Annotated in this window: 12 protein-coding genes; 1 reads left to right on the forward strand and 11 read right to left on the reverse strand. The window is 63.0% G+C overall.

Annotation, left to right across the window (positions count from 1 at the left end; genetic code table 11):
• The first annotated feature begins 130 nt into the window (after positions 1–130).
• Positions 131–802 (forward strand): DUF3313 domain-containing protein, encoded by a 672-nt coding sequence (locus tag ACYAR8_RS01730; RefSeq protein WP_074885587.1) that lies wholly within the window; start codon positions 131–133, stop codon positions 800–802.
• 19 nt (positions 803–821) lie between these two features.
• Here ACYAR8_RS01730 and ACYAR8_RS01735 read toward each other — a convergent pair whose 3' ends face one another.
• From ACYAR8_RS01735 to tssF, 11 genes are all read right to left on the reverse strand, one after another.
• Positions 822–1,184 carry a response regulator gene (locus tag ACYAR8_RS01735; protein WP_074885590.1) on the reverse strand — a complete coding sequence of 121 codons (363 nt, stop codon included), beginning with the start codon at positions 1,182–1,184 and terminating at the stop codon, positions 822–824.
• 45 nt (positions 1,185–1,229) lie between these two features.
• Positions 1,230–2,657, reverse strand: coding sequence for an ATPase domain-containing protein (locus ACYAR8_RS01740; protein ID WP_463578884.1), 1,428 nt, complete (start codon positions 2,655–2,657; stop codon positions 1,230–1,232).
• Positions 2,658–3,344: 687 nt separating this feature from the next.
• Positions 3,345–4,640 carry a sensor histidine kinase gene (locus ACYAR8_RS01745; protein ID WP_463578885.1) on the reverse strand — a complete coding sequence of 432 codons (1,296 nt, stop codon included), beginning with the start codon at positions 4,638–4,640 and terminating at the stop codon, positions 3,345–3,347.
• A gap of 83 nt (positions 4,641–4,723) precedes the next feature.
• Complete coding sequence (locus tag ACYAR8_RS01750) at positions 4,724–5,980, reverse strand: MFS transporter (RefSeq protein WP_463578886.1); 1,257 nt, start codon at positions 5,978–5,980, stop codon at positions 4,724–4,726.
• 125 nt (positions 5,981–6,105) lie between these two features.
• The gene (locus ACYAR8_RS01755) at positions 6,106–8,343 is read right to left on the reverse strand and encodes an ATP-binding protein (protein WP_463578887.1); all 2,238 of its coding nucleotides are present in this window, start codon (positions 8,341–8,343) and stop codon (positions 6,106–6,108) included.
• Positions 8,333–8,965 (reverse strand): biliverdin-producing heme oxygenase, encoded by a 633-nt coding sequence (locus ACYAR8_RS01760; protein ID WP_463578888.1) that lies wholly within the window; start codon positions 8,963–8,965, stop codon positions 8,333–8,335. The genes ACYAR8_RS01755 and ACYAR8_RS01760 overlap by 11 nt, the downstream gene beginning before the upstream one ends.
• A gap of 195 nt (positions 8,966–9,160) precedes the next feature.
• The gene (locus tag ACYAR8_RS01765) at positions 9,161–9,886 is read right to left on the reverse strand and encodes a type VI secretion system ImpA family N-terminal domain-containing protein (RefSeq protein ID WP_463578889.1); all 726 of its coding nucleotides are present in this window, start codon (positions 9,884–9,886) and stop codon (positions 9,161–9,163) included.
• 17 nt (positions 9,887–9,903) lie between these two features.
• Positions 9,904–10,344: a type VI secretion system baseplate subunit TssE gene (tssE, locus tag ACYAR8_RS01770; protein ID WP_074885605.1), complete on the reverse strand. Its 441-nt coding sequence runs from the start codon at positions 10,342–10,344 to the stop codon at positions 9,904–9,906.
• Positions 10,345–10,346: 2 nt separating this feature from the next.
• A complete protein-coding gene (gene tssJ, locus ACYAR8_RS01775; RefSeq protein WP_463578890.1) occupies positions 10,347–10,883 on the reverse strand; it encodes a type VI secretion system lipoprotein TssJ in 537 nt (178 codons plus the stop codon).
• Entirely contained in the window at positions 10,864–11,955 is a 1,092-nt protein-coding gene (tssG, locus tag ACYAR8_RS01780; protein WP_463578891.1) for a type VI secretion system baseplate subunit TssG, read from the reverse strand. The genes tssJ and tssG overlap by 20 nt, the downstream gene beginning before the upstream one ends.
• A complete protein-coding gene (tssF, locus tag ACYAR8_RS01785) occupies positions 11,919–13,688 on the reverse strand; it encodes a type VI secretion system baseplate subunit TssF (RefSeq protein ID WP_463578892.1) in 1,770 nt (589 codons plus the stop codon). The genes tssG and tssF overlap by 37 nt, the downstream gene beginning before the upstream one ends.
• Position 13,689: the final 1 nt, after the last annotated feature.

The following is a 13,689-nucleotide window of genomic DNA, read 5'->3' on the forward strand; positions in this document are numbered from 1 at the left end:
TTGGGCGCCACACATTGCACTGCCAGCATCGCGTCAGTGCTGGGGTTGCCCAGAAGGCTCTGCGTCAGCGTGGGTTGCCTGCTCCGTTGCGATTCGGCATACAGATGAAAACAGCCAAGGGAGTCACACCATGAAAATGCCGGTGCTCAAGGCACTGATCTGCGCGGCCATTCTGGGAGTCGGCGGTTGCGCCGGCTCACAGTTGGATCCCGGTCAGTATTCGGGGTTTCTGAAAGATTACAGCCGCCTCAAACCTGCGCAAAGCGCAACGGGTTTCCAGGTCATGCGCTGGATCGATCCGGACGTGAAGCTGAGCAAGTACAACAAGGTGTATATCGAACCCAGTCAGCTTTATCCCAAGCCGCAGCCGACTGCGGTCATCTCGGCACAGACCTTACAAGACATCACCGGCTATTATGATGCCGCGCTTCAACGCGAACTTGGCAAGAGCCTGCGCATCGTCAGCGGACCGGGTCCTGATACCATTCTCGTGCGCCCGGCGATCACCGCCGTGTCGACCAGCACCCAAGGCTTGAAACCCTATGAAGTGGTGCCCATCGCGCTGGTGGCGGCTGTAGTGAATACCGCTGCCGGTGGCCGGGATCAGAACGTGGAAATCGCCACCGAGGCGGCTTTCCTTGATGCCGATACCCAGAAGGTGCTGGCCCAAGTGGTGCGCACAGGCGGCGGCACACCGCTGGAAAACGACAAGACGCAGCTGACCCTCGACGCCGTCAAGCCGGTGCTCGACGGATGGGCGAAAGACCTGCGACTGAGTATCGAGACGCTCAAGACCAGGTAGTGGCCCAGGCGCCCGCGCGCTAGCGGGTCCCCACCAGCGCCCGCACCGCTTCCAGCACTGCGCTGATTTCGAAAGGCTTGTCGAACACCTCGTTGAACAGATCCGGCCGGGCCACTCCCAGATGAGATTGCGCCCCGCTCATCAGCACCATGGGGATCTGCCCCAGGCTTTGATTCACCCGCACCGCTTCCGCCAGCTCGATGCCGTTCATCCCGGGCATCATGTAATCGGTGATGATCAGCTGCGGGCGTTCGCGCTCGAGAATGCCCAGGGCCTTCTGCCCGCTGCCGGCGGTGACGGTCAGGTAGCCTTCGTCTTCCAGCGCGAAACTCAGTATGTCGGCGATGAGGTATTCATCATCGACGATCAGAATGGTGGGCATGCAACCCTCCGTGCGGAAGAGCGATCAGCGGCTCGATGACGACTTCTACACCCTTTCATTGCCTGAATCGTCGAGGGCATGGAACGCAGCCTTTTTCACAGTCAGACCCTGCTCGCCGATCAAGACGTCCAGCAGGGCCGGGTCGTAGGGGTTATCGCGGATTTTGAGGATCGACAGTTGCCGGGTCAGCCCCGCTGTTGATTGCGCGAAGCGGATAAGCATGAGGTTGTCGACGATGCCCGACAGGTCCGGAGCCGGCGCATCAATCTTGCCGCCGATCAGGCCGCGGAGTTCCCAGCTCGAGACCACCGTGACGCCACGGGCGCGAAGCTCGCTCATCAGGGCGCTGAAGAGGTCGAGAATCCGCGACTGATCGGCCGAGGCACGGGCCATGCCACCCAGGCTGTCGAGGAACACCCGCTTGATGCCTTGCTGCTCGACAATCCGGAGCAGGTCGAGGGCCAGTTTGTCGATCAACTCGGCAGTCGCGGATCTCCAGGCAAGGTGCAGCGCACCGGCGCGTTCCAGCGCGTCGAAGTCCAGCCCGAGCGACGCCGCCTTCACCCGAAGGCGCTGCGGCGACTCGTAAAAGCCGAACAACAAACCCGGTTCGTCGGGCGTCGAGCGAGCGAGGAAGTTGAGGCCGAACGTGGTCTTGCCAGTGCCCGACGGGCCGAGGAGCAAGGTCACGGACGATTCCACCAGACCGCCGCCGATCAACGGATCAAGTGTGTCGATACCACTGGGGACGACGCTGAATTCGGCACTGTCGCGCAACGCGGAGTGGGTAACAGTGCTCTCCAGTCGCGGGTAAACGACCAGGCCGTTTTCGGTGATTTCGCACTCGTGGGCGCCGGGGATGGCGCCGCTGCCGCGGGTCTTGCGCGCCTTGATGCGGCGCACGGAACGGTTGCCGACCAGTTCTTCACCCAGCTCCAGCACGCCATCCACCATGGTGTGTTCCGGGCTGCCGTCGTCCAGTTGGGAACTGGTCAGGAAGAACACCGTACAACCGGCGAAGGCGGCGTGGCCCTGCAGTTCGGAAATGAAGCGTTTGGTGTTGATCGTGGATTCGGCCTTCGAACGGGCGTTGAGCAGCCCGTCGAGGATCATAACCGTGGATTTCTGGCGGACGATCTCCCGACGCAACAGCTTGACGACTTCATCGAGGCCGTCGTTCTCCATGGTGTCGAACGCACTGACGAACTGGATCTGATCGCCGACCCGGTCCTTGTCGAAGAAGCTCATTGTGGACAGGAACTGAAACAGCCGTTCATGGGGCTCGGCGAGCAGGGTCGCGAACAGCACGCGGCCGCCATTGCGGATGTGATTGAAACCGATCTGGTTCGCCAGAATGGTTTTTCCGGAGCCCGGCCGCCCCTGAATGATGTAGGAGGATCCGGCGACGAAACCACCCATTAACAGCTCATCAAGCCCTTCAATTCCGCTCTGAAGGCGTTTTAGCTGATTCAAATTTGCTTCCTCCGCCGCGGTATTGGCGTCGTGAATGTTGCGAGTTATGTGCGCGACTAATCACGCATTCTTCCGTTTTTAAGAGAGCTTTCCAAGCGCAATCATCAATTCCCATGACAGATTCACACGCATTCGCCGACAGACATTGTGGGCGATCAATTCGTACGAGTGATTGTCACTCGGCCGAATAGGATACGGCTTCCGGTGTACGGCCGTCCGTCTCGGCCTGGGAATGCTCGGTGCGCCGCTCGGGATCTTCGGGCTTGGGGGGTGCGAACAACGGGTATTCGGGCGTGTCGTCGCGGTCTGGGGACTGATCGTCAGCAGTCCTGCGAACGAGTGATGAGCTGTCTGGGCACATGGTTGCAGGTCCATTGAGGGAGGCAGGTGTTGGAGCGCACCGGCAGGCACTCGTGCGGTTCTCCGGACCAATGGAGTGAACGGTGCCGCGCGCGCTCGGCAGGACTGGCTTTAGCCGGGTAAGCGTCATTCATATCGCTGCAAGACTTAAGGTGTCCGCACTGGCCTCTTCCCGGCTAAAGCCGGTCCCACTATACGACTGAGTGCATTCGGGAGGATTGGCACGTCTGGGCAAATTGCCTGGGGGCAACTGGCTAAACGCGGCCCTTAGTGGGACCGGCTTCAGCCGGGAAGGCGTCGGGCGTCACAACGCTAAATGGAGAGCGCTCACACCAGCCTCTCCCCGGCGGCGTCCGGTTCCAACAACACCGTAAAACAGCATCCGCCGTCATCACGGCTGGTCAGCGTCACCGTCCAGTGCTGGTTCGCGCAGATACGCTGGACCAGCGACAACCCCAGACCCAGCCCCTCCCCGCGCTGTTCGTCGCCACGCACGAAGGGCTGGAACATGGCCTGCTGTTTTTCCAGCGGAATGCCAATCCCGCTGTCTTCGACGCTGAAACCATCGCTGCGCAGGGCCAACCGGATGAAGCCCTGATCGGTGTAATGCCACGCGTTGCGCAGCAGATTGCCCATCACCGAGCGCAGCAGGGGCGCATTGTGTGTTTCGCCGTCGGTCTGCACCTGTTGGTAAATGAACCGGAGACCTTTTGCCTCAATGGGGGCACGCCAGGCCTCGACCAGCTCATCGGCAATCTGCTCCATCGATGAGCGCTGACCCTGGGGAACATTCTTGCCTTCGGTACGGGCCAGCAGCAGGAAGGTTTCGACCAGTTGGTTCATACCCGCCGTGGCCTTGCCGATGCGCTTCACCTGGGTGCGGGAACGTTCGTCCAGCGCCGGGTACTCCATCAGCAATTCACAGGACGTCGCCAGGACCATGAGCGGCGTACGCAGCTCATGGCTGACGTCGCTGGTGAACAGCTTTTCGCGACTCAGTGCGGCCCGCAGCCGGCCCAGGGTTTCGTCGAAGGACCGGGCCAGCGCACCGACTTCATCGTTGGCGTAGTCACTGGCGAGCACCGGCGCGAGTTCCAGCAACTGATCGCGATGACGCACCTGACTGGCCAGGCGCGACACCGGCGTGATCACCCGGGACGCGAGCAACCGACCCAGCAGCACCGCCAGCAACACGCTGAGGACGAAGCCGACCAGCACGATGCCAAACAGAATCCGTTCACGCTTCTGGAATTTGCGCTGATCGCGCAGCAGCACGTAATGCCGCCCGTTCACTTCCGAGACCATCGCGTAGTAGGCTTTCTTGCCGCGGAAGAACTCCTGGAAACCCGGAAGCAGACCCTTGAGGTCGTCGCTCATGGCAAGGTCGCCAACGCCCTCTTCGGCATAGAACAACTCGTCTTTTTCCGGGCGGTGGCGCCAGTCGCTGACGCTGTCCACGGCCAGCAGACGGTGCATATTGCCCTTAAGGCTCATGATCGACAGGCGCTTTTCGACCACGTGCACGGTGGCGATGATGCCGACGGCGAATACGCCGGCGACCAGGGTGCTCATCAACGCAAATACGATGACAATCCGTTGCTTAAGGCTGTGTTTGATGTCCATGAAGGTCCGTGCATGGCGGTACTCGGAATCCGGGGCAATGCCCCGCCAGTGCCGATTATCCGGTGCGGGATGTCATGGTTTTGTCAAACGCTGCGCTCTTGCCGGCTGAAGTCGGTCCCACCGGAAATCAGAGGCCGCATCAGCAACATCCCGCCCGCGCATCCGCCCATCAGCACGCAGGTAACGATGAAGACCACCGGCATGCCGAAATGCCCGCCCAGGTAGCCCCCGGTCAGCGGCCCCAGCACCTGGCCGATGTACTGGCACGAGGTGGAATAGCCGAGCATGCGCCCGGCCACGGCGTCGGGCACCGAATGACGGATGATCGCTGCGATGCAGGGCAACAGGCCGCCCAAGGCAATGCCCATTAGAAAGCGCAGCAGCACCAACTGCCAGGCGTGATTGACGAACGCTTGGGGAATCAACAGGATCGCCACCGCACTCAGGCAGCCGATGACCACTTTCCAGTGACCGACGCGATCGGCCAGCTTGCCGATGCGAGAGGCCGACAACACGCTGGCCAGTGCGGTGGCTGACATTACCAGTCCGGCCATCAACGTGACGTTGTCGCTGTGCAACTGGGTCAGGTACACGGTGATGATCGGCTCGATGGACATAATCGAAAACATCACCAGACAGGCCACGACCAGCATGGTCAGTACAGGCTTCTTGTCAGTGATGACATCCCACGCCCGTACAGCCGGCGCTTTCGGCACGCCAGCCTGACGTTGGGGCCGAGGCGCTTCCTTCATCAGAAACAGCGTGGCGAGGAAGGTCAGAAAGATCACCCCCCCGGCCAGGAAGAACGTGTGGCGGATGCCGATCAATGGCGGCAACAACCCACCAATCAACGGCCCGGTCAGATTACCGGCCATGATCCCCGAAGAGAGCATGCCCAGTGCCCAGCCCGTGCGCGCCCTGGGCGTCTGCGTCGCCACCAGAATGGTCGCGCCAGAGGCATAGCCGCCGAGCAACCCCGCCAGCAAACGCAGCCCGACCAATTGGTAAATGTTCTCCGCCAGGCCGATCAGCGACATCGCCACCGCCATGCCCAGGCTGGCGCGAATCAGCATCAGCTTGCGCCCATAGCGATCGCCCAGTCGCCCCCACAACGGCGCCGTCAGGGCGGCTGACAGAAAGGTCGCGCCAAACGCCACCCCCGACCACTGCACGATGGCGGCCTCATTGGTAACGCCCAAGTGTTCGACGTACAGCGGCAGAAACGGCAGCAGCAGCGTCATGGCCACGATGGTGGTGAACGCGCCGAACACACAAACGGCCAGGTTGCGCTTCCAGTGTTCTTCGACGAGGGAGGGCTGAGGTTGAGAGGACGTGGTCATGACGGGTCTGCCGTGAACGGAATACGCTCACGGTAGAGGGCTGGCGGCCATAAATAAAATTCATGTTTTTCATGCGGGGGATTCCAGACAGGAATACCCCCTCATTGCTACCGCCCTAAGCGGGCTCAGGTGACCAGGGCGGCGCGAGGCACCGTGAAGCGGAACTCACTGCCGACGCCCTCTTCACTGGCGGCGGTCAGTTCACCGCCGTGGACCCTGACGATGCCTTGGGAGATGTAAAGGCCTAGCCCCGTCCCGCTCGGGTTGCCTTCGCGTCTGCGCCAATAGCGCTCGAACACGTGGGGCAACTGATCGCTACGGATGCCCTCGCCGGTATCAGCCACGCTGAACACCACATTGTCGCCTGCACCCGCCGCCGTGACTTTCACGCTGCCGTTCTTGGGTGTGAATTTGATCGCGTTGCCCACCAGGTTGGAGAGCACCTGAAACATGCGCTCCGGGTCGGCGAAAATCGTCAGGTCGGGTTCGGCTTCGAACGTCAGGTCGATGTATTTGTTGAGCGCCAGTGGCGTCAGCAGCGACCAGGCATCTTCGAACAATCGGCTGACTTCCAGCGGCTCGGCGTCGATGAAGTAGCGGCCGGCTTCGATCTTGGACGTATCGAGCAAATCCTCCAGCAGGTTGGTCATCCGCGAGGACGCGCGCTGCAGGATGTCGATGGCAGAGCTGAGTCGTTTGGTAGACGCAGTGGCGTCGGCGTTGATCACCCGCTGCATCATGCCGCACTGCATGACGATAACCGTCAGCGGGCTGCGCAGGTCGTGGGACACGACGGCCACCAGTTCATCGCGGGCGCGCACGGCCTCTTTTTCGCGCAGCACCTGGCGTGACAGATCCGCCTCCAGCGCAGAGCGGCGCAGGTCGGACACCGCGTAGACCTCGCCGGCGCTCCACGCCCTGGCCTTGCCCTCAACCTGCTGTTCCCACTGGGCGAAGGACTCCCGTGGCTGCAGACGGTCGTTGACGACCCGTTTGGCCTGCTGCGGATTGCCGCTCCACTCCACACTGCCCCTGACCTCGGCGCGAAACCACAACACCCCGTTGGCCACCGGCTTGGGCAAGCTGAACGCCAGCAGTCCGCTGGCCACGCGTTGATACGCCTGCGCGTCAGGGAACACGGCGCCGAGGCTGGACGTCTCGAACACCGCCCCGGGCCGATTCTGCAGCCATTGCTGCAACGCACTGACTTGCTCGGTGCTCGGGCACTGGCCGATCAGGTGCACCTGACCGTCGATGATCACCGCCACGCCGTTGGCGTCGACCAGTGTCAGCAGCGCCTGGGAATGTTCAAGGAGCCCGTTATAGACATCGTCCGCGGACTCGTTCATCGCCCTGGACAGCCGGTCCAGCATGTGATGTTTGGCCAGTCGCTGGCGCTGAGTCTGCTGGTCTTCCAGCAGGCTGATCTGCATCGACAGCACCTGCCCGATGGTCTGGCAGGCCGAGCGCAGCGTATGCGGCACTCGCAGCGGCTCGCGATTGCCGCAACTGATCAGGCCCCAGAGCCGTTCATCCTTGAGCAGGGAAATGCTCATCGAGGAGCGCACGCCCATGTTATGCATGTACTGACAGTGGATCGGTGACACGCTGCGCAGCACCGCATGACTCATGTCCAGTGGCTGGCCGGTGTCCGGGCGCAGGGCCGGAACCAGAGGCGCCGGCACATACGCGGCGTCGGGGATGATGCGCAGCCAGTTCAGGCGATACAGCTCGCGGGCCTGCTGCGGGATGTCGGTGGCGGGGAAAAACAGCCCCAGGTAGGCGTCCAGTTCGGCCGTCGCCGACTCGGCAATGACCTGCCCGTGGCCCTCCTCTTCAAACCGATAGATCATCACACGGTCGTAGCCGGTCAGGGCGCGGATCTCCGAGACGCTGATGGCGTACAGATCGTCCAGGGATTTGGCCGATTGCAGGCGACGCAGGGTGCGCGTGAGGCGCGGCCCCAGGTGCTCCATCGAAGCCTGCGCGGCGCCGGGCTCGATCTCCAGAAACAACAGGCCGTCATGGCGGTGCAGCAGGCCATCGAATGCCTGCCCGGCAAACTGCATCGGCAATGGATCGAGGCTGTGCAGATCCGCGTCCTGAACGGCGTCGCGCAAGGCGTTGGCCTGGGATTCGCCCAGCCAGCGTACCAGCGAGTCGCCGGTCTGCACGTCGCCGGGGATGCCCAGCATCTCCCAGGCATTAGCGCTGGCCTGTTGCACGGTCCAGTCGGTTTCGAGCAGGGTCAGCAGAGCACCGTGGGGCTGAATGGCGCCCGGGATGCGAATCGGTTCGTTGGCGCAGGTGTCCAGCAGGTCGTCCAGCACGTGCTTCGTGAGCGGCGTGTCATTAAGCGTCATTCAGCACTCTCGCTTGCTCCAGCCAGGTTTGAAAGCAGTCGAAGGTGGCGCAGGCCGCCTTCACCACCTCGGCGTTGTGCAGCGGCGTGTCGAATTCAGCCAGTTCCTTGAGGAAGGCCTTCCACAACCGCCCGGTGTCGCGACCGTACACGTCCAGAAATTCGCCGCCGCTGTCGGCATCGACGCCCAGCCTGTCGGCGATGATCCGGCGCAGCACCTGTCCTCCCAGCGTAGCGCCTTCCATGACATACATCACGCCAAGCAACGCAGCGATGCTGTTGATGGCGGGCAGCGCGCTGCACCGGGGCAAAGCGTGGATCTGCGCATCGCTCAGCCCGAGGGCTTGCAGGTCCTTGATCAGCGCGGGGATTTTCTGCCGCTCAGGGTCTATGGCCTGGGGCGCAAGAAAGCGCTCAATCGACTGTTGCAGGGGCAGATGGAAGCCGTAATAGGCCGCGATGATCCGTTTGTAAGTGCCGAGATCCAGCCGGGGGTGGGTCAGTGGCAATCGGGCTTCGAGTGTCGTGTGCTGGACGGCGGTAGCCGTTCGCAATTGCTGAAGGACGCTGGCGAAGGGGGCCGGGACGCAAGGGTCGCGCAACGCAGGGGTGATTTCAACCAAGGGCAAAAGTGTCCGGTCTGAGCGGACGTGCCTTAACCTGCGGCAGCCGCAGTCTTAAGGCAGATGATGCGCGCACACTAATGCAGACATTGCCCGGCTGTAAATATAGCTGACAGGTAAATCCCGACGGTCGGCTGGGCGGTACGTCCTCTGCGCGACCTCAGCCATCGGGAAGCCTTGAAACACCGGCTGTTGTCACCCCCACGCCAATGCGGCGAGCAGGCTGATCAGCCCGCCGATCACTAATCCTATCCACATCCCGCGGCGTGTTTTTGCATCGGGCCTTATAAGGGCGGGCGTTGGCTGCGGGACAGCGGGTGTGCTTTGGGTTGGGGAGTGCATCCCGAGGTGCAACGGTGAGGGTGCAATGGCATTCGCCGCGACCAGCACCGCGGCCTGAGCATCGCGCTCGATCCGGGACGCCCGTTGCACCACCTGCGTGCGCAAGCCTTCCAGGCTAGTGATGGGCACCGGAGTCTGCTCGAGCAGCGTCAGGCGCACGTGCTCAAGTTGCACGCTGAGCACAACGAGGCTCGCCAGATCGCAGACATTGATCTCTAGCTCCCGCAGCAGCGCTTGCCACGAGCCGAAGAGTCCACTGAGGATTTCCGCCCGCGCCGATATCCCTCGGGGCCAGGGTTGGGCGTCTGCCCGCAAAAGGGATACCAGTACCTCCAGACCTTCGTACATCCCGCTCAACCCGGCCAGATGACTGCGCGCCAGGGCATAAGCCGCCGTCGTTTGCAGGTCCGCGCCGTTGCTGGCGATTAACGCAAGGCAGCACTGCTCGATGGAGTGCCAGTCCACATCAGGGCAGGCCGGATGACCGAGCTGGGCCATCTCGGTACACAACGTCCGGTAGTCAGGCAACGCGCGTGGGTCGCCGCCGGCCTTGATCCCCGTGGCAAAGCCCTGGGTCACCGGGCTCTCCGACAGCCTCAACCGAGGGCCTGCACATCATGGCGTTTGAGATGACGCACCACCGCCCTTCCCTCCGGGCTCAACGTCGTACCGAAGGTCGCGGTGCGCTCGCCTTCCAGCGTCGCGTCGAGGGCGTAAACCAGATGGCCCGGCTGGGTCTGCGGCAAGAGTTCGATGTGCAGCGACAACAGACGCGGCTCGTATTTGAGCAGCGTGTCGGCGATGGTCCGCATCAGTCCATGGGCGGCCGATGGCAATCCTTCGAGCACCGCCCCCATGTCCGGCAGACCGTAATCGGGCAAGTGCGCGAGGGTCCCCGCGCGGCTGTTGAGGACGCGCTGCAAATTGTCCAGCACCGAGAGCACGTACTGATCGTCCTCCGACACGCAGGACAGGTCGAGTTCCCCGCTGAAATTCTGCAGCAGGGTTTCGTACAGCGAAGGATTGAGCTCGGTCATGCTCACCCCTCGGCCAGGGGGCGCAGCGTCAGCCGGCTTTCGCCCAGCTCGATGACCCGAGGGCGGTCCGGGTCGAGGTCGTCGCGGTTGAGCAGCAAGCGCCAGTCGTTGACCTGCAGATCGGGCTCGCGAAACAACCCGACGACGGCGATCACCCCGGCGTTTTCGTTCAGCGGCACATCCAGCTGCGCGCCCTCCCCTGGCTTGATCACCATCGACCGCTGGTCCAGCAGGTCAGCACCAAGCAGTTGGTCAGCGTTCTGCAACAGGTCGTCGTAGGTGGCTTTGTGCGCCGACTGGCCATCGTGCAGCTGATACACCCGCACCATGACCGGCACCGACACCGCGCTCATGTCCGTGCCTACGGTGTTCAGGGCCTGGCGGCCGTCGAAGTCCAGGCGCAGCGTTCTGACCTGTTTGTAGAAGATCGCCCTGGTCATGGATGCAGTGGATTCGGACACGCTTTGGGTGACCCCGCAGCCGCTGACGAGGAGCCCGAGGGCGAAGAGGGTCAACGCCTTAAAAATCATACGCGACATGGGTGGTTTCTCTTTCCTGAGGATTGACGTGGAGCCCCTGATAACGGCCCAGATGGATAATGATGGTGTCGGTCTTCGCATCGGCGCGGCCTTTCAATCCGAGTCCCGCGGTCATGCCCAGCAGCACGCCGCTTGCGCTCAATGCTGACACCGGCAGGCAATCGATGGGCAGCGACAGGCGCAACCGCGCCGTACAGCGCCAGCCCAGGTACACCTGCAGCAGCACCCGCAGGTCTCGGTGCAAGTCGCCGCCGGGCAGCCATTCCCGCGCCTCGGCGTGGTTGGCAGTGAACAGCGTCAGCAGCAGTTCGCTGTTGACGTCGCGGCCGACGCTGCCCAGCGGCGTGCCTTGGGACAGGCTCACCGGCCGCGCGCAGGACAGGCTGGCGGCTTCGGCGAGTGAAATGCTTCGAGGCCAGTGCGGTGTTATCGACGCCTGGGTGTAGGACGCCAGCAAATGCACCAGCGCCGAAATGCCCTCGGCGTTGCGGGTCGGCAAACGCATCACGCCGAGCAACGCCAGAAAGCGCGACAGTGGAGTGGCAATACGTTTTGCCGTACCGGGGATGCCCAACCCGATCAGCCCGAACAGGCACTGCGAGGTCGGGTCGGCGCCAGCCGGCGCGAACGACGCCGGGTACGAATACTTGCGCCAGATCCGGTAGAACTGGGTGAAGACCCGATGGTTGAAGATGTCGAGAAACCCCTCCAGCGCCTCGTGGCCTTCCCGCCGTTGCGCGATGTCGTCGAGGTAACGCGTGGGCAGCGGCGAGTCCACGCCATAGAGGCCGAGCAAGCGGGTGCGCACGGTCGCCGGCAGTGGCTGATCCGCAGATGACCACTCCACGGCTCTCAGTTCACTGGCCGGAAAGCCCATGCCGGGATCGGGCCGAAAACGCACCAGATCGTCCGCCGGGTCTTCAGAGCTGCCCAACGGCGGCTGCTCTGGCGCAACGCTTTCCAGCAACTGGCAGAAGCGGTAAACGCTCGCCTGCGCCACCCGCCCCTGCAAAGCATCGAGCCATTCGATGAGCCTTAACCGGGAATCCGCTGGCTGTGATTTTCGCTCCATCGCAGGCTCCTCCCGGTCGGTTGCAGGATCAGGGTGATCTGGGTGAACAAATGGATGTCGGCGTACAGCGCGAAGAACCGGTTGAGCATTTCGCCGAACAGACAGATGTCACCCTCGCCGGCAAAACCGTTGGCGTCGAGGGTGACTTCAATGTCTACACCGCGCAGGAGAAAGCCTTTTTCAAAGCGCTGAATGAGGTGATGACGGACGTCGACGATGGCCTCAAGACGCCGGCGATTGAGCTCGCTGCCGGTCCAGTCGTACAACGCCAGGGTGCCGCGCAGCACTTCGGCGCTGTCGAGCATCGGCAGAAAGTTCGAGCCCAGATGGCTCAACACCCGCCAGTGAAAACGGTCGCGACTCGGCGGATAGCACGGCAGGCTCGGCGCACACAGATTGCGCACCCGCAGACCGGCTTGGGTGGCGTGCAGCGGGGTGTCGAGAATCGTGCTTTGCAGGGCTTTTCTGGGCAACTGGCCGTTGGTGCCAGTGAGGCGCAGCGACAGGCACGCGCGCTCGGTCAGCCGATCAACGTCGGCGCCCTCGCCGCCCAGTATCAGCCAGGTGTCATGCAGCCCGTTCGCTCCGCGCTTGAGGCGGGTGTGAAAATAACGCTCGGGCGCCTCATCGCGGAGCATGCCGCCCTTGTGCCGGAAGCTGGAGAACGGCACGTACTCTTCACGCCCGGAATCCCGGGACGCCGTCACCCGGTCGACGGAATAGATCTCGGTGTGGCCGTCCTGCAGGCGCATCGGTCGCAGCAGATAGTCGGTCTGCAAAGGGTCCAGCGACAGCGGGTCGGCCTCCAGCGGGAACAGATTGATCACCGGCACGACGTGCAGGCGAATGTGCTCCGCGCTCAGGGCAAGCCCATGGGGCCACGCCTCAGTCAGCACGGCCTCGAGTTCGAACCACGGCGCGTCCGGCGCGATGTTCATGTTCTCGACCCCGTGCAGTGTGACGAACATGAATTTCTCGCGAAAACTGAAGTACTCCAGCAGCAACTGGTAGCCACTGAAGGCGCTGTCGCCCTTGGGCCAGAGGCGGTCCTCATCGCTGAACCCCCGGGGCGTAAAACGTCCTTGCAGCGGTTGACGTTGCGCGTCCCCGGGCTGACGCACATACAGCGCCTGAGTGCCCAGGGTCAGCGCGTGATGCAGCGCGTTGGCCACCGCCGGCGTGGCGTTGAGGTACAGCGGGATGCGGCGCAAATCCAGCTGACCCCAGTGGCTCAGCGCACCGCAGGAAAAGCGCAGGCGGATCACCGAGCGGCCGTCCGGCTCCTGGGCCAGGCGCACCGACTCCAGCGCCAGCGGACGCAGGGTCAACGGCTGGGTGGTGGTGTAGCTGCAACGCGTGCGCTGGGGGCCAATCGGTTGCGACTGGATTTCAAAGCCGGCAGCCACCTGCTCGCTCTGCTTCATCTGGTCCACGTCGGGCTGCAACTCGACGATCGACAGCGACGGGATCGTGCGCAGGTAATGGGGCCACAGCAGGCTGACCAGGCCTTCGGTCAGCTCCGGCAAGTCGTCGTCGAGCTTCTCCCGCAGGCGTCCCATCAGGAACGCGAAACCTTCGAACAGCCGCTCGACGTACGGATCGTGGGCGCCGGGTTTGTCCAGATTCAGCGAGGCGGCGCGGTCGGGAAACGCCTGGGCGAACTCCTTGCCCGCCTCACGCAGGTAGCGCATTTCGGCGTCGAAATAACGCAGGGTCAGATTGTCCGTGTTCATA

It is taken from the genome of Pseudomonas sp. HP_01 (assembly GCF_055284355.1).